General features: G+C 37.6%; 15 protein-coding genes and 4 pseudogenes. 9 read left to right on the forward strand and 10 right to left on the reverse strand.

Annotation, left to right across the window (positions count from 1 at the left end; all coding sequences use genetic code 11):
• Nucleotides 1-12: 12 nt before the first annotated feature.
• The 7 genes and pseudogenes from WG932_RS16490 to WG932_RS16520 form a co-directional block, all read right to left on the reverse strand.
• Complete coding sequence (locus tag WG932_RS16490) at nucleotides 13-777, reverse strand: hypothetical protein (protein ID WP_483084723.1); 765 nt, start codon at nucleotides 775-777, stop codon at nucleotides 13-15.
• A 107-nt stretch (nucleotides 778-884) separates the two neighbouring features.
• A pseudogene (gene dnaJ / locus WG932_RS16495) lies at nucleotides 885-1,995 on the reverse strand (molecular chaperone DnaJ).
• A 6-nt stretch (nucleotides 1,996-2,001) separates the two neighbouring features.
• Nucleotides 2,002-2,568: a nucleotide exchange factor GrpE gene (locus WG932_RS16500; RefSeq protein ID WP_014019137.1), complete on the reverse strand. Its 567-nt coding sequence runs from the start codon at nucleotides 2,566-2,568 to the stop codon at nucleotides 2,002-2,004.
• Nucleotides 2,569-2,648: 80 nt separating this feature from the next.
• Complete coding sequence (gene obgE / locus WG932_RS16505; RefSeq protein WP_014019138.1) at nucleotides 2,649-3,638, reverse strand: GTPase ObgE; 990 nt, start codon at nucleotides 3,636-3,638, stop codon at nucleotides 2,649-2,651.
• A gap of 115 nt (nucleotides 3,639-3,753) precedes the next feature.
• Nucleotides 3,754-4,325: pseudogene (locus WG932_RS16510) on the reverse strand (adenylate kinase).
• A 27-nt stretch (nucleotides 4,326-4,352) separates the two neighbouring features.
• Entirely contained in the window at nucleotides 4,353-4,889 is a 537-nt protein-coding gene (hpt, locus tag WG932_RS16515) for a hypoxanthine phosphoribosyltransferase (RefSeq protein WP_014019140.1), read from the reverse strand.
• Nucleotides 4,890-4,968: 79 nt separating this feature from the next.
• Complete coding sequence (locus tag WG932_RS16520) at nucleotides 4,969-5,886, reverse strand: M20/M25/M40 family metallo-hydrolase (RefSeq protein WP_483084724.1); 918 nt, start codon at nucleotides 5,884-5,886, stop codon at nucleotides 4,969-4,971.
• A 175-nt stretch (nucleotides 5,887-6,061) separates the two neighbouring features.
• Here WG932_RS16520 and WG932_RS16525 point away from each other — a divergent pair, with 175 nt between their 5' ends.
• The 5 genes and pseudogenes from WG932_RS16525 to WG932_RS16545 all read left to right on the forward strand — a co-directional run bounded on the left by WG932_RS16525 (nucleotide 6,062) and on the right by WG932_RS16545 (nucleotide 9,263).
• On the forward strand, nucleotides 6,062-7,333 hold the full coding sequence (locus tag WG932_RS16525; protein ID WP_483084725.1) for an OmpA family protein: 1,272 nt from the start codon (nucleotides 6,062-6,064) through the stop codon (nucleotides 7,331-7,333).
• Nucleotides 7,334-7,403: 70 nt separating this feature from the next.
• A pseudogene (gene upp / locus WG932_RS16530) lies at nucleotides 7,404-8,044 on the forward strand (uracil phosphoribosyltransferase).
• 12 nt (nucleotides 8,045-8,056) lie between these two features.
• Entirely contained in the window at nucleotides 8,057-8,527 is a 471-nt protein-coding gene (locus WG932_RS16535; protein WP_483084726.1) for a sodium:calcium antiporter, read from the forward strand.
• The gene (locus WG932_RS16540; RefSeq protein WP_483084727.1) at nucleotides 8,497-8,982 is read left to right on the forward strand and encodes a sodium:calcium antiporter; all 486 of its coding nucleotides are present in this window, start codon (nucleotides 8,497-8,499) and stop codon (nucleotides 8,980-8,982) included. The genes WG932_RS16535 and WG932_RS16540 overlap by 31 nt, the downstream gene beginning before the upstream one ends.
• The gene (locus WG932_RS16545) at nucleotides 8,979-9,263 is read left to right on the forward strand and encodes a hypothetical protein (RefSeq protein WP_483084728.1); all 285 of its coding nucleotides are present in this window, start codon (nucleotides 8,979-8,981) and stop codon (nucleotides 9,261-9,263) included. Before WG932_RS16540 ends, WG932_RS16545 begins: the two co-directional genes overlap by 4 nt.
• A gap of 223 nt (nucleotides 9,264-9,486) precedes the next feature.
• Here WG932_RS16545 and WG932_RS16550 read toward each other — a convergent pair whose 3' ends face one another.
• From WG932_RS16550 to WG932_RS16560, 3 genes are all read right to left on the reverse strand, one after another.
• Nucleotides 9,487-10,380 (reverse strand): FKBP-type peptidyl-prolyl cis-trans isomerase, encoded by an 894-nt coding sequence (locus tag WG932_RS16550; RefSeq protein WP_483084729.1) that lies wholly within the window; start codon nucleotides 10,378-10,380, stop codon nucleotides 9,487-9,489.
• Nucleotides 10,381-10,465: 85 nt separating this feature from the next.
• On the reverse strand, nucleotides 10,466-11,785 hold the full coding sequence (locus tag WG932_RS16555) for an outer membrane beta-barrel protein (RefSeq protein ID WP_149392042.1): 1,320 nt from the start codon (nucleotides 11,783-11,785) through the stop codon (nucleotides 10,466-10,468).
• Nucleotides 11,766-12,314, reverse strand: coding sequence for an RNA polymerase sigma factor (locus WG932_RS16560; protein WP_014019148.1), 549 nt, complete (start codon nucleotides 12,312-12,314; stop codon nucleotides 11,766-11,768). Before WG932_RS16560 ends, WG932_RS16555 begins: the two co-directional genes overlap by 20 nt.
• 414 nt (nucleotides 12,315-12,728) lie before the next feature.
• On the opposite strand from WG932_RS16560, the pseudogene WG932_RS16565 reads away from it, so the two are divergent.
• From WG932_RS16565 to WG932_RS16580, 4 genes and pseudogenes are all read left to right on the forward strand, one after another.
• Nucleotides 12,729-13,449: pseudogene (locus tag WG932_RS16565) on the forward strand (hypothetical protein).
• A gap of 68 nt (nucleotides 13,450-13,517) precedes the next feature.
• Entirely contained in the window at nucleotides 13,518-14,396 is an 879-nt protein-coding gene (lipA, locus tag WG932_RS16570; protein WP_014019150.1) for a lipoyl synthase, read from the forward strand.
• 243 nt (nucleotides 14,397-14,639) lie between these two features.
• Nucleotides 14,640-14,879 (forward strand): hypothetical protein, encoded by a 240-nt coding sequence (locus WG932_RS16575; protein ID WP_483084730.1) that lies wholly within the window; start codon nucleotides 14,640-14,642, stop codon nucleotides 14,877-14,879.
• Entirely contained in the window at nucleotides 14,830-15,234 is a 405-nt protein-coding gene (locus tag WG932_RS16580; RefSeq protein WP_483084731.1) for an SPOR domain-containing protein, read from the forward strand. The genes WG932_RS16575 and WG932_RS16580 overlap by 50 nt, the downstream gene beginning before the upstream one ends.
• Nucleotides 15,235-15,245: the final 11 nt, after the last annotated feature.

Below are 15,245 nucleotides of genomic sequence, written 5' to 3' on the forward strand. Positions count from 1 at the left end.
AATAGCCCTTACTCACATAAGTTTTATCATCAATTTTTTCAAGTTGAATGGCAATTTGGTCCTGCACATAGCTGTTGACTTAATCTTGACCAAATACGGGAGGTTCTTTGGAGGTAATTTAATTTTTACTGAACCGGCTCCTACCATGGTGTGAATCTGGGAAGCTCCGGCCATGGTATCATTAAAAGTTAAATTGACAGAACCATAGTTTACATCAAACATCATAAGACGGGCATTGGAAAACTGCATGTCGTTGGCATACACTGATCCCATATTAATGGCTACTGACAAGGTATCCATATTTACAGAATTGGAGACTTGATTGGCATAGTCTAAAAACACATCCGCAGATGCCGTTTTCACAATACAATTTGAAACAGGCAAGTTTGAAAAATCAAGTCTTGCTTTACCAATTCCAAACTGAAAATGAAGATCATAGAGATAATTGGGATCTAGCCCAACCTCCCATTTATGGTCATAGTCATCATCACTGCTTGAAAAAAGCCTATATGAGAGGTTTTTACTTAAACTTTCTGACTCTACGTTTTTATGTACCAACCGGGCATGAAGTACCCCATCTACCAAATCGTGGGTAAAAGATGGCAAAATATTTACCTTCCCAAGTTCTGCATCTACATATAAAGGCACTCCATGATAGGACCTGTTGATATGAGACACACCTTTATAACTAGAGAAATTGAGGCTCACCAGATCTATGTCATTTCGCTCAGCCACTTCAAAATGACGCAGAATTTGTGCCTCAGTTGAAATGGTCATAAAAATGACCAAACATATCGATATATTTAATTCCTTAAACATAGGGAATTAATACGATAGAAGATGGAAAAGGTTTCTAAAAAGAAAAGGGCGAATACCGTTTCTTTTTAGAAAAATTCTTTAACTTTATCAAATATACTTTTCTCAGAATGTCCGGGATTCGGTTTAAAATTTTCAGAATTTCGCAACGATTCAAGCTTTTCCCTTTCCTCTTTACTTACTTCTTTTGGTGTCCAAACATTGATATGAATCAACTGGTCACCTTTACCATATCCATTAAGTTCTTTTATACCCTTTCCTTTTAATCTAAGGATTTTTCCTGACTGAGTTCCCGGTTCAATTTTAATTTTAACCTTTCCATCAATGGTTGGCACTTCTAATGATGCTCCTAGGGCTACATCTATAAAGCTAAGGTAAAGGTCATAAACAACATTGTTTCCATCTCTGACCAATTCATCATCCTCAATTTCTTCAATAAGGATTAATAAATCACCCGGTATACCACCAGGTACTTCATTACCTTTACTGGATAAACTTAACTGCATGCCTTCAGAAACACCGGCAGGAATATTAATAGGTATAATTTCCTCCTTCACCACCAATCCGTTGGCATTTGCATTTGGTGGTCTTTTATCTACGATTTGACCACTACCTTCACAGGTAGGGCAAGTACTTGCAGAGACCATTTGGCCCAGCATGGTATTGACTACTTTTTTTTTTGTCCTTGACCTTGGCAAGTAGAACAGGTTTTGAAAGTTACTCCGTCAGCAATCATGTGACGTTTTACTTTGATCTTTTTTCTACCCCATTGGCAAGTTCCCTAAGGTTAAGTTTCAACTTGACCCTAAGATTTGTTCCTTTTTTAGTACGTCTGGAACTACGTCCACCGCCCCCAAAAAAGGAATCAAATCCTCCACCTCCACCAAAGATGTCTCCAAATTGGGAAAAGATGTCATCCATATTCATGCCGCCGCCACCATAGCCGGCATTTCCTCCTACACCTTGGTGACCATATTGATCGTAACGTCTTCTTTTTTCAGGATTGCTTAGGATCTCATAAGCCTCTGCTCCTTCCTTGAATTTATCTTCGGCAGTAGGATCACCAGGATTTTTGTCCGGGTGAAATTTGATGGCCAATTTTCTATAAGCCTTTTTTATTTCTTCAGGACTTGCATTTTTAGCTACTCCCAGAACTTCGTAATAATCTCTTTTAGCCATAAGTTTTTAGTTTCCTATTACCACTTTTGCAAATCGGACCACCTTATCTGAAAGCATGTATCCTTTCTCAACAACGTCAACAATTTTCCCCTTCAATTCCTCTGAAGGAGCGGGAATTTGAGTAATTGCTTCATGGTATTCTGCGTCAAACTCCTTTCCTATTAAATCATCCATTGGTACCAAACCTTTAGATTCAAGAATTTTCCCTAATTTATTGTAAATTAGCTTGCTTCCTTCCTGGTCATTGCCTTCTACTTTAAAAGACCTTTCAAAGTCATCCATTACTGGAAGAATTTCTTGAATCAGGCTTATTGAAGCTGAACTAATCATCTCCAGCTTTTCTTTTGCTGTTCTTCTTCGATAATTTTCAAATTCAGAATACAACCTGACATATTTGTCTTTCAGTTCTTGGTTTTCCTTTGCCAAACTGTCCGACTCCGCTTCACCTTTAATTTCCTCTTCCACATCCTCCTGTGCGGAATTCTGTTTCAGATCTTCTTCATTTTTAAGGTTTTCGCTTATATCTGCCTGATCTAAGCCTTGCTCCTTTTCTTCATTCACATTATCTGTCATTATTCAATTCTTTTATCTTCAATCAAACTCCTTTAAACAATTAACTTGCCATTTTTATTTAATATGACATTCTGACACACTTACTGCAATGCTCTCCAAATCAAATCCTTAAGTGCCGGCAACTGAAAACCTGTCACTGATGAAAAATACAAATGGGGAACATCTTGAGGTATTTCAGGTTTAAGTGCTTCCATCAGTTCCTCATCCAGCAGGTCTGCTTTGGAAATGGCCAAAATTCGTTTTTTATCCAGTAGTTCAGGATTGTATCTCTTGATTTCATCCAATAAAATAGCGTATTGCTCACCTATATGGTCGGCATCTGCAGGCACTAAAAACAAGAGTATTGAATTCCGCTCAATATGTCGTAGGAATCTTAAGCCTAAGCCCTTACCTTCGGCAGCTCCTTCGATAATCCCCGGGATATCTGCCATCACAAAGGACTTCCCATCTCTATAGTCCACAACGCCCAAATTTGGAATAAGTGTGGTAAAAGCATAGTCAGCAATTTCCGGCTTTGCAGCAGACACACTGGCCAATAAAGTGGACTTACCTGCATTAGGAAACCCCACTAAACCCACGTCAGCCAAAAGCTTAAGCTCCAGAATAATCCATTCTTCTATCCCTTCCCCACCCGGCTGAGCATAATGCGGGGCCTGATTGGTCGAAGTCTTAAAGTGGTCATTTCCTTGTCCACCTCTCCCTCCGGGGGTTAAAACAAACTCTTGACCATCTTCGGTAATTTCACATCTGATCTCACCGGTCTCTGCCTCTCTGGCCACAGTACCTATGGGTACTTCTAAAATAACATCCTTTCCATCCGCACCCTTTCTTCTTCCTCCTTCACCGTTATTCCCCCGGTCTGCAATCACATGTTTCTTGTATTTCAGATGCAGGAGAGTCCATAGTTGTGCATTCCCTCTTAGAATAATATGCCCTCCTCTGCCACCATCACCACCATCAGGTCCTCCTTTGGGCACGTGCTTTTCTCGTCTGAAATGAACTGACCCATTTCCCCCTGCACCCGAACGGGAACAAAATTTCACGTAATCAATAAAATTGGATCCTGCCACTACTTCTCTCGTTTAATTAGTCCTTCTTTTTATTCTTCTACAACCAAGGTTTGGATGAAAAGAAAATGGCCAAGCTTAAAAGCTCAGCCATAATTTCATCATGCAAAGATAGTGATTAATACTTATCTACAACAGCACATATCTTTTGAAAGATTTCATCAATGGCACCCACACCATGAATCTTGGACAATTTCCCTTGCTTTTCGTAAAAATTGGCCACCGGCAAAGTCTCTTGATTGTAAACCTTAATCCTATTGTTAATCTTTTCCTCGTCTTGATCGTCCACCCTTCCGGAGGTCTTACCTCTTTCCATCAATCTGTTTTTCAACTCTTCTTCAGGAACTTCCAAAGCTATCATCCCTGAAATGGCTGTCCCTTTTTTAGTCAACAGTGCGTCAAGCGCTTCGGCCTGAGCAACAGTCCTGGGAAAACCATCAAATATTACTCCATTGGCATCCAATGAATGGTTGATCTTGTCTTCTACCATACCAATTACAACTTCATCCGGCACAAGATTTCCTTCGTCCATGTATTTTCGGGCCAATTTCCTAGCTCGGTACCCTCGCCCAAATGCTTTCTGAATAAATCTCCAGTGGATATGTGTTCAATATTGTATTTTTCTATCAACTTTTCACTTTGGGTCCCTTTACCTGCTCCGGGAGGGCCAAACAAAACGATATTTAACATAAGTGTAATTTTAATATGAATAGAGTATTAATTTTTATCAACAATTTGGTATAAATCTTTTAAATTTCTCCCCAGACCTTCAAAATCCAAGCCATAACCTACCACAAATAGGTCGGGAATTTCAAAACCTACATACTTAATGTTAATAGGTTTTTTAAGGGCTTCCGGTTTTGTCAATAGGCTGACCACTTCTACACTCTTAGGATTTTTGGCATTAATTGTTTCAAGCAAATGCGACATACTTGTACCCGTATCCACAATATCTTCAACAATAATGACATCTCTTCCTTGAAGCGACTCTTCTAAGCCTATCAAATCCCTGACTTTCCCATCAGAATTGATACCGGTATAAGAAGCAATTTTAATAAAGCTTACGGTAATATCTACAGAAACTTCTTTGCAAATATCAGACATAAACATAAAACTACCGTTTAAAACAGCTAAAAAGATGGGATTTTTTCCTTGATAATCTTGATTTATAGCTTCGGCAAGTTCTTTCACCCTTTTTAATATGGTCTCTTCTTTTAAATATTGCTCAAAAACCAGGTGCTTTAATTGAATCATTCTATACGGATATGTTTTGAGGATCGCTAAATATTTAAATAAGTGCTGAGGTTGTAAATTAAGAACATAATCAAAACCATTACAAATATTGCAATAAATATTGGTAGAATTTGAGCATGCTTTCCAAATCGGATAAAGCCACCTTTTCTACCGGGCTGTGGGGATTTTCTTCCGGAAGTCCTATAAAACACCAATCTATTGGATAAGGGCTCATTTGGATCTCCCTCCCATCACTTCCCCCATAGGCTTCCACCTCAAGCTGAAAAGGAATATTCGATTCACGAGCCATTTCAATAATTTTATCGACAAATTTCTTCCGAGGGATAAAACTGTCCCGAATAGAAATGACTACTCCTTCATTAAAGTGAACACCTTCGGTAACCCATGTCACATCCGCAATAAGGGCTTGCTTAATCTTCCAATGATCATAGATAAATTTAACCAGAAAAGGAACAGACCCTCCTCCATGCTCTTCATAAGTACTAAATACTAGTACTCCATTTTCTATTGTCTCACACAATTGCAACAAGGTAAATACCCCTAACCTATTGTCTAAAAAGGCACCTTCCAGAAATCCGTTCTCTACTTTTACATGCTGTTCGAAAGAAAGTAAAGTTCCGGTTTGAATCTTCCTTGGAAAATCATGGTAAACATTTCCATCGATTTCCTTGGCCATACACCTAATGGGACCTGCCTCATCTTGTCCAACAAGCCATACACCATCCATTAGTTCTGGCCCACCAATGGGTACAAGTTGGTTCTCATACCTAGCCGTAAATCCAACTGTATCCATATGTGCGAACACTGCAGTTCTGGGCTTTCCAAAAACAAGAACAATATTGTCTTGAAATTCTTCACCAAAATAAATATTTGGTGTAACTTTCCATTTGTCTTTACGTTCAAAAATATGGTTTAAGATAAAAGCAGATATATTTGCTTCATCACCTGACACACTTTCTATTTGAAGAATTTCTTTTAATAAATTTGTGAATGGCATAGTTTATGTTAAATATTTTTATAAATTTCGGGATCAAATTAGTTTTTATTGAAACAATTGACATAGATGTTTAAAGTTCCCGTAAATTAATATACATTTGTATCATAAACCGAGTAAAAATCTAATAGCAATCAAAATCAATTAAAACACTGAATGTTGTAAAAAATTTTTTATCATGAAAAAAATAATACTATCAACACTAATGGTTGGTGCTTTAGCTGTAGGTGCTAATGCTCAAGACGACTTCAACAAATGGTCTGTAGAGGTTAATGGAGGGTTCAACAAACCAATGGCTCCTATGACGCCAGGTTATTTCTCACCTACCCTTAATCTAGGACATGCCGACCTTGGGGTCAGGTATATGTTTAACGAAAAATTCGGAACCAAATTAGATTTTGGTATCGGTAGTTTTAAAAATGCTAGCGACACTCCTGATTTCTCAACAAACTACTACCGTCTAAACCTACAAGGAGTTGCAAATCTTGGAAGAATCTTGAACTGGGAAACCTTTTCACAAACTTTCAATCTTTTGGGTCACTTTGGCGGCGGAATCAGCCAACTTTCACCTCAAGAAAATCAATTTGCAGACATAAAAGACCAACAGTACAATGTTAGTACTGGTATGACTTTGCAAGTTAAATTAAGTGATAGAGTTGCTTTAAACGGTGACATCACAAATTTCGTTGCAGGACGTCAATCAGTAGCTTTCGACGGAGCTTCTGATATCACTGCTGCTGATGATGGATACTACGGAATGAATTCTGTATGGTGGACCGGTACTTTAGGTCTTACTTTCTACTTAGGAAGTAATGATACTCACGCTGATTGGTACATCAGAGAAAACAAGTATGCTACAAAGGATGAATTAGCTACTCAGATCGGTGAGATCAAGGATATGCTAAAAGATTCTGATGGCGATGGTGTTCCTGATTATTTGGATAAAGAGCCTAATACTCCAGCAGGAGCAAGGGTGAATTCCGCAGGTACTACTATGGATTCTGATGGTGACGGTCTTCCTGATCACTTAGACAAATGTCCTTTCGTTCCAGGTCCAGCTTCTCTTGAAGGATGTGCTCCAGAAGACACAGAAGAAGTTGATTACCTTGCAAAAGCAATTAACGACCAGTATGTAAACGTTTATTTTGCATTCGATAGCTCTAAACCTCTAGGATATTCTGCTTCTTCTGCTAATTATGTAGCAAACTTCATGAAGAGAAATCCAGGTGTTCAGGTTGAAATCAAAGGTTATGCTGATGAGTTAGGCCCTGAGAACTACAACATGAAACTTTCTGAAAAAAGAGCTAAGTCTGTTTATGATTTGCTAGTAGCTACAGGTGTAGATGCATCTAGACTTTCTTACAAAGGTTATGGAGAAGATACAAGTGTAGACAAATCTTCTACAGATGCCAGACAAATGGCTAGAAGAGTAAGTTTTGAGATCCAATAATAGGATTCATAAATAATATTTAAAACCCGATCTTAAAAGATCGGGTTTTTTTGTTTTACTTTGTCCTATCATGTTTATTCTAAACCAAAATAATTCTATTGCCAACCAGTTTTTGGCTGAACTTCGTAGCATCCACATTCAAAAGGATCGATTACGGTTCAAAAAAACTTGGAAAGAGTAGGTGAAATATTAGCTTATGAAGTTTCTAAAGAACTCCCCTACTCCTTACACACAATAACCAGCCCTTTGGCACAGGTAGAAACACCTTTACTTAAAGAACAGCCTGTGATTATTGCCGTCTTGAGAGCAGCTATACCATTTTATCAAGGTATTTTAAACTTTTTCGATCATGCTGACAGTGGTTTTATAGGCGCTTATCGGAAGGAAGGTGAAGAGCATATAGAAATCTCTTTAAATTACTTGGCTTCGCCTGACCTTACAGGAAAGACTGTGATCATGGTTGACCCCATGCTTGCTACAGGAAAATCATTTTTAAAAAGTATTGAGGCCTTAAAAGGATATGGTAAGCCTAAACAAATTGAAATCGTTTGTGCTTTTGCTGCCCCTGAGGGCCTTGAACACATTCAAGAAAATCTAGAACTTCCCTATCGATTTTGGATAGGGGCTTTGGATGAAAAATTAAACCAACAATCTTACATCGTCCCCGGATTAGGGGATGCTGGTGACCTGGCATTTGGTCCTAAAATTTAAAATATTATTTAAATGAGCTACTTAATACTGGCCCTAGGCTTCCTAATTCTATTAATGGGAGGGAAATTTCTTGTTGATGGCGCATCAGCTATTGCTGCAAGATTGGGACTAAGCCCCGGCTTAATAGGCCTAACAATTGTTGCTTTTGGAACTTCTGCACCTGAATTATTGGTAAGTGTGACGGCCTCACTTAAGGGAGCAAGTGACATTACCATAGGCAATGTGATAGGTAGCAATATTTCAAATATTAGCCTTGTATTGGGTATTAGCGCTATAATATTCCCCATATATATACAAAAATCCACACTGAAATTAGATTATCCTTTTACGCTAATTAGCTCCATATTATTTTATATCATGGCTTTCAATGGGGTAATATCCTTGTTTGAAGGAATCATTTTATTTTCTTGTTTCATTGGCCTCAATTGGTATTTTTTAAAACGATTGAAAGGGTGGAATTCACTGAAGAAGAAGCTCTTTTGATGAAAAAACAATCTCCCTGGCTGGCTGTATTACAATTAGTAGGGGGAGCCGCAGGCCTTTATTTCGGCTCCGAATTAGTGGTAGGGAATGCTTCTTTAATTGCAAGAAACTTCGGGGTGAGTGAGAGAATAATTGGGGTGACAATTATTGCAATTGGCACTAGTTTGCCTGAACTAGTCACCTCAGTATTGGCCGCATTGAAGAAAGAAACTGAAATGGCACTAGGAAATATTTTAGGGAGTAATATAATGAATGTATTCTCTATTATAGGTATTACAGCACTCATCAAACCTATAGATGTAGCCACAGCGTTTATTTTTACAGATTTTGTATGGATGTTAGGTTTTACAATTATTCTCCTTCCCATTATGCGAATCAATTATATTATCACAAGACTAAAAGGAGTTGTTTTATTGACTGGATACCTCTTCTATATTTATATCCTTATTTCATGAGTGAGTACTTGATAAAATTTGCGGGAATCTATTTTCTTTGCTTGTTTAAATTTATAGCTGGTCCACTTTTAGGAGCTGCAGCAGGATATAGTTTAATAGAAATTATTCTGGTTACCGTATTGGGCATGATGACATCAGTATTTCTATTTACCTTTTTGGGAGAATGGTTTAAAAAAACTGGACCATTATCATCAAAAAAAAATCAAAGAAATTCTCTAAACGCACTAGAAACACCATCAAAGTGTGGAAGAAATTTGGTGTTTGGGGTATCGCATTCTTAACACCACTTATCTTAACGCCTATTGGGGGAACAGTAGTACTGACATCATTTGGCGTAGCGAAAAAGAAAATTTTATTTTCGATGTTTATAAGTGCTCTTTTTGGGCATTTGTTTTTGGCTTAAGCATCGAGGAATTGTTGAAAATCCCATTATTAAGAGACCTTTGGGCATAAAAAAGGGATTGAAAACCAATCCCTTTCTTTAAATATTTAATTCAACGATTATTAATTTACAGAAAGCACCTCTGCTTTAAATAAAATCGGAGTAAAAGGTTTCACTAAATCTATTTGCTCGCCCAAGTTTACGAGATCCTCTCTGATTACTGAAGGGAATATTTGAATAGACTGGTCATACGCATTGAATGAAGTGGAAAGTATCTCCAATTTTTGATCCGGATAAACATCTATTAATCCCTCATTTAAAAATTCCAGGCCGGAATTACCTACAGATACTGAAGTAGGCTGATTACTTTCATATGATTCGTAAACAGGTTCATCAGCTCCTAATTCAAACAATTCAAAGTCAACCGAAACCGTACTTCCCAGCTGAGATTCGGTTTTGGAATCATCTCCTTCTGTGATGGTTCTCACATAAACACCTTCTGCAACTTCCTCAAAACCTTCCAATTGTTCAGAAGCAATATATTCTGCTAGCATTGCTTCCTCTCTCTCTTTAAGCTCCTCTTCAGTATATTTGGCAGCATACTTTAATTTAATGATTAAGTTAGAAGATGGTAATATTAAAGTTTCATAGCTATAATTTCCAAAGGCAAGGTAGGATGGGGAGTAAACGGTCATTTCTTCACCAACTTTAGCCAAACCTGAAGCATAAGTAATGGCTATAGGCCATAATCCATCTTGACTATATTTAAAAATTTTAGGTTCCAAACTTTCATCTAAGTGAGAGTCTATCAATTGACCATCAAGACTTTTGATTTCATAATATACCCCTATATAATCATCGCTTACAAATAGATCTGCGTCAGGTTTCTCAACCGTTTTAGTATAATAATATCCAGATTGTGTTTTCGTTGCATCGATATTATTTGAATTAATGTAATACTCCAAGGCAAGGTCATCTCTTTCCATATCCAATTCAATCTCTGTGGGGGTCATCAAGACAAGACGTCATTAAAATAACTAGACCTAAAAGCCAAGTAAATTTGTTCTTTAAAATCATGGTAATCAATTAATTTTTGGTTTGTTATTTATTTTTAAAATTGAAATTCATTCTCAGGTTAACTCCTCCAATTGAGAACTGCTGATTGGCGAAAGTAAGACTCCCAAGCGGCAATTTATAAAAGGGTTCAAACGAGACGTAAAACCCTTTGTTTAACTTATACTCATATCCAAATGAAAGGTTTAAGAGACCTGCAACATCAGCATTGCTTTGGCCACTTTCAGGTGTATATACATTACTAAAGCTTTGCACAGAAGGCGCATATTCCAGCGCTCCATTAATGCTATTTGCATTGAACAAAGATTGCGCTTGGTAAGATTCAACTGTGTTCTGATCTAAATATATCATACTGGATAACCCGGTAATGAAATACATGCCTGTTTGTTCCTTATCGTAAAATTTATACTTCAGGTTGATAGGGATATCCAAAGAGGCAAAATTAAGCCTATAATCAGTTTCTATTATATTACTATTGAGTTTTTGGTAATCTCCATCTGGTAAAGCAAGCATTTCTCTCATGCCTTGGTTGGCCTGCGCATCCATGCGTTGATTCGCATAGGCCAAACCCACATCTAATTTCAACTTTTTACTCAATGAGATCTCAGACATGATACCTGCGCCCAAATTCATCCCTGACACAGGATTGGAATTGGCTTGGGGACTTACCATTAGTCCAAGCTTAAAAGTCTTGGCAGAAGAGACCACTTCTTTCGGCTCATCTCCTGAACTTGAGGATTTCCATTGGTCCACCAATGATTGGGCTTCAGCAACAGACATTGCCTTGGTGCTCCCTAAGCCTGAATTGGTTTGGTTTTGAAGGGTATCAAAACTCGCCTCTATGGCAGCCTGAAATTCATCCCAAGTAGAAGAAATATCTTCTATCATTGAAGGAATTAAACTTTCCTCCTGTTTTGTAACTACAGGAATTTGATTTCTATCTACATTTTTATTTTTCTGTCCAATTAACTTGGAAGTAGTTGATGTAGGGGCTTCAGATTGCTCTTTATTTTCCTCCACTTTTGCCCTTGTGGCAATATTGTTCTCCGGATCCACATTTTGTTTTTCCTTTCTAAAAGAAGGTAATTTTTCTTTTACCACTGCATCGGTTATGGATTTCACTTTTTGCCCAATTTCTTCTTGTTTTGGAAAATAAAAGAAAAAGAACAATAAACTAGCTGCAACCCCAGCAGTAATAAATGGCCAATAGATCAACCATGCCTTTTTCTTAGGCTTAAAATAAGCATCTGAAAACTTTTCCCACTGTTTAGGATCAAATGGCTCCTCATGATTGCTGAAGGAGGCTTCTATTTTCTCCGCTAGTTTCTTATCGAACTGCTCCTTCATTTTTTATATAATTAAGTGCAATAATTTTGTCTCTTAACCTCTCCTTTGCCCTTGCCAAATAAGTACGGCAGGTACTTGAGGGAATACCTAACTTTTCACTAATTTCTGCATGCCTGTACCCTTCTATCTCGTACATATTAAATATCACCCGCAATATATCCGGCAATTCCCCAAGACATTTTAAGATATCCTCCTTTGATAACTCATCTAAGATATCCGGATTGTAAGTTTCGGCATGAGCTTTGTCGATATCCATGATCCCTTGATGCTTTAAATTCTTGCGATAGTAATCCACGGAAGTATTTATTATTATCCGCCGAAACCAAGACTTGAAAGAATTGTCTAAGCTGAACTGATCCAATTTATCAAAAGCTTTCATGTAACTATCGTTTACAATCTCGCAGGCCTCTTCCCGATTTCCGGAATACCTTAGAGCAATACTCATAGCATAGCCATAAAAGTGCCTATAAAGCCTTTCTAGCGACTTTTTATCTCGCTTTTGTGCTTCTTGTATGAGATCCTTCTCCAAAAGCCTATTTTTTATTGGGTATATTTTTAACCTATACGGACGTTACTTAAAAAACGCTACAGTACCTGATCTATTTTCCTGCAATTATTCCTATTTTCAAAAGGATCACTCCTCTAAAAAAACTAAGCAACACAGTTATAAACCTATATCACAGCGCTTTACGGCATACTAAAAAAACAATTCATTTTTAAAATATTTAAGAAGGGCAATTCATTTTTATAAACTCTCATGGTCAATGACAAGCTATTGAAAAAAGGGTGTTTTTGGTTCATTTTTTCAATCAAGACTGTTCATTAACTTAACTTAATTTGTTGCCTTTGCATGATAAACTTAATCTGACTATTTTTAGTACCTGTTAAATAACAATAAATGTAAATTTAGCGTTTAAATTGTTAATCGCTTATAACTAAAGAAATGAAATATTTCCTATTGTTTACTTTCCTTTTCGCTTCTTGTTTTCATTTAATGGCCCAAGAAGAAGAATCCGGCAACTATGACTATGACAAAGAAGTTCTCTTTGGCATCAATAAAAACACCAATGGTGGTTTGATTGGGGAATAAGTTTTAAAATTGGTTCCAGGATTAATGACAACCTGTTCCAATTTTTTAATTTAGAACTCGCCAATGTCAAAAACCCTAAGGAAGTGAGGTATCCTACCGCTTTAGGAAACACTTATATTTTTGGCAAATCAAATTACCTCTATGCCATCCGCCCTCAATATGGTCGAGAGATTATTGCATTTAAAAAAGCCCCTCACCAAGGAGTCCAAATATCCTTTTTAGCTGCCATTGGACCAACCATAGGATTACTTGCTCCATATTATATAGAATATTACATTAATCGGACAGAAACTGTGCGAGAGCAATATGACCCGGAAATCCATCAAAGTAAATTTGATATCCTTGGGCCGGGTAGACTTTTTGAAGGAATTGGAGAATCTGAAATTGCCTTTGGTGGAAATGCCAAAGCAGCCATCAATTTTGAATTTGGTTTTTAAAGTCAAATGTGACAGGGTTGGAACTTGGTTATCAATTAGAAGGTTTTACCAAAGAGATTCCCTTGATGCCTACTACCGAAAACAGGCAAATCTTCCAATCGGCATTTGTCACCCTCTACTATGGGTTTAGAAGATAGAGAGTTCGGTATTCATTTGGGTTAACTCAAATTTAATGACTAATTTTGAACGGATTTAACAACCCGATATGATAGAATTACCTGTAATTTCTGAAGAACAAACCAAAAGAAAAAAGCCCAATTGGTTAAGGGTTAAATTACCTGTGGGTAAAGAATATGCTCATGTTCGCAAATTAGTGGATGAACATAAGCTGCACACTATTTGTGAAAGTGGAAATTGTCCAAATATGGGCGAATGCTGGGGTGCCGGAACTGCAACCTTTATGATTCTAGGCAATGTTTGCACCAGGTCATGCTCTTTTTGTGCAGTTGCCACCGGTAGACCCCCGGAATATGATGAAGATGAACCGAGGAGAGTTGCTGAAGCGATTACATTGATGCAAGTAAAACATGCTGTAATCACTTCAGTAAATAGGGATGAACTTAAGGACAAAGGGGCGGATATTTGGTACCGAACAGTAGCCGAAACAAAAAAACGCTCACCTGAAACCACCATAGAAACTCTAATTCCTGATGTAAAGAGCAATTGGGATGCATTATACCGGATGATAAGTGCCGGTCAAGAAGTGGTCTCACACAACGTAGAGACCGTGGAAAGACTCTATAGAAGGGTAAGGCCTCAGGCCAAATATCACCGATCACTTGAGCAAATCAAACTTACCAAGGAGTTTGGCAAAAGGACAAAAACAGGTATAATGTTAGGCTTAGGTGAAAAGCAAGACGAGGTGCATAAGGCCATGGACGATCTAGCTGAAAATGGTTGCGACATCCTAACTCTAGGCCAATATTTACAGCCTACCAAAATGCATATAGAGGTGGCAGAGTTTATTCATCCGGACCAATTTGATGCTTATCGGGAAGAAGGCCTAAAAAGAGGCTTGAAATATGTAGAATCAGGCCCCTTGGTAAGGTCCTCTTACCATGCAGAGCGCCATGTGAATGTTTAATTTGAAAATGCATGAGCAACCCTGTTATTGCAAAGGTTTCTTATTCACATGAAAATAATTAAAATAGGTAACTGTAATACAACAGTTTAACCCAATACTTGATTATAGCACCCCAGTCAATAGTAAGATTGAATAACGGGGTGCTATGATTTTTTTAAGGAAGGAAAGGATAATGGCTAATTTTTTGTACCTTATGCCTGTCTATACCTTAGCATTATTACGGGATTTTAAATGTGCATTAAAATGACTTTTACCAAAACATTACTAATAGTAATTACCGCTACAGTTTTTTTCAACTGTTCTTCTAAGACAGTAGGTGGGCTAACAAAAGAAGAGCACAAATCTTGGGAACAACAAAAGAAAGAGATGAGCCCTGAGGCATTTAAAGCTTTGGTTGAGGAAAAAAAAACTATCCCAAGAAAATTTCAACCTTTTGGAAAAAATATCCTATATCGAGCAACAAATCAACATAAAAGAAAATGAAATTGACAGGCTCGCCCGCCAAGTTATCAGCTTAAGTACTGAACAAAACCAAGAGTCTAGCGAAAATATAAATACGCTCAACGATGAGTGGAATAAAGGACTTGTTTTTAAAGTTCAACTGGCTGCATTTGACGAGCTTGATTTAAGGGACCTTACTGAGAATGGCAGCGACATGAAAATAATCGATGAGGACGGCTATATTAAATATATATTGGGCCAATTTAGAGATTACGACATGGCGGATCTGTTCAAGAAGAAACTCCGGAAAATCGGGGTAAAGGAGGCTTGGATTGTACCCTACAAAGACGGGAAGAGAGTCGCTCTTAAGGAAGTACTTTCAGAAGTCATTGAATAATTGGTAATGCA

Source organism: Cyclobacterium sp. SOCE241, from assembly GCF_056867545.1.

Bases quoted from the DNA above. Each gene is read 5' to 3' on its own strand.
- WG932_RS16490 (WP_483084723.1), bottom strand. From the start codon at position 777: ATGACCATTTCAACTGAGGCACAAATTCTGCGTCATTTTGAAGTGGCT.
- lipA (WP_014019150.1), top strand. From the start codon at position 13,518: ATGATAGAATTACCTGTAATTTCTGAAGAACAAACCAAAAGAAAAAAG.
- WG932_RS16500 (WP_014019137.1), bottom strand. From the start codon at position 2,568: ATGACAGATAATGTGAATGAAGAAAAGGAGCAAGGCTTAGATCAGGCA.
- WG932_RS16535 (WP_483084726.1), top strand. From the start codon at position 8,057: ATGAGCTACTTAATACTGGCCCTAGGCTTCCTAATTCTATTAATGGGA.
- WG932_RS16575 (WP_483084730.1), top strand. From the start codon at position 14,640: ATGACTTTTACCAAAACATTACTAATAGTAATTACCGCTACAGTTTTT.
- WG932_RS16525 (WP_483084725.1), top strand. From the start codon at position 6,062: ATGAAAAAAATAATACTATCAACACTAATGGTTGGTGCTTTAGCTGTA.
- WG932_RS16545 (WP_483084728.1), top strand. From the start codon at position 8,979: ATGAGTGAGTACTTGATAAAATTTGCGGGAATCTATTTTCTTTGCTTG.
- WG932_RS16520 (WP_483084724.1), bottom strand. From the start codon at position 5,886: ATGCCATTCACAAATTTATTAAAAGAAATTCTTCAAATAGAAAGTGTG.
- WG932_RS16555 (WP_149392042.1), bottom strand. From the start codon at position 11,785: ATGAAGGAGCAGTTCGATAAGAAACTAGCGGAGAAAATAGAAGCCTCC.
- hpt (WP_014019140.1), bottom strand. From the start codon at position 4,889: ATGATTCAATTAAAGCACCTGGTTTTTGAGCAATATTTAAAAGAAGAG.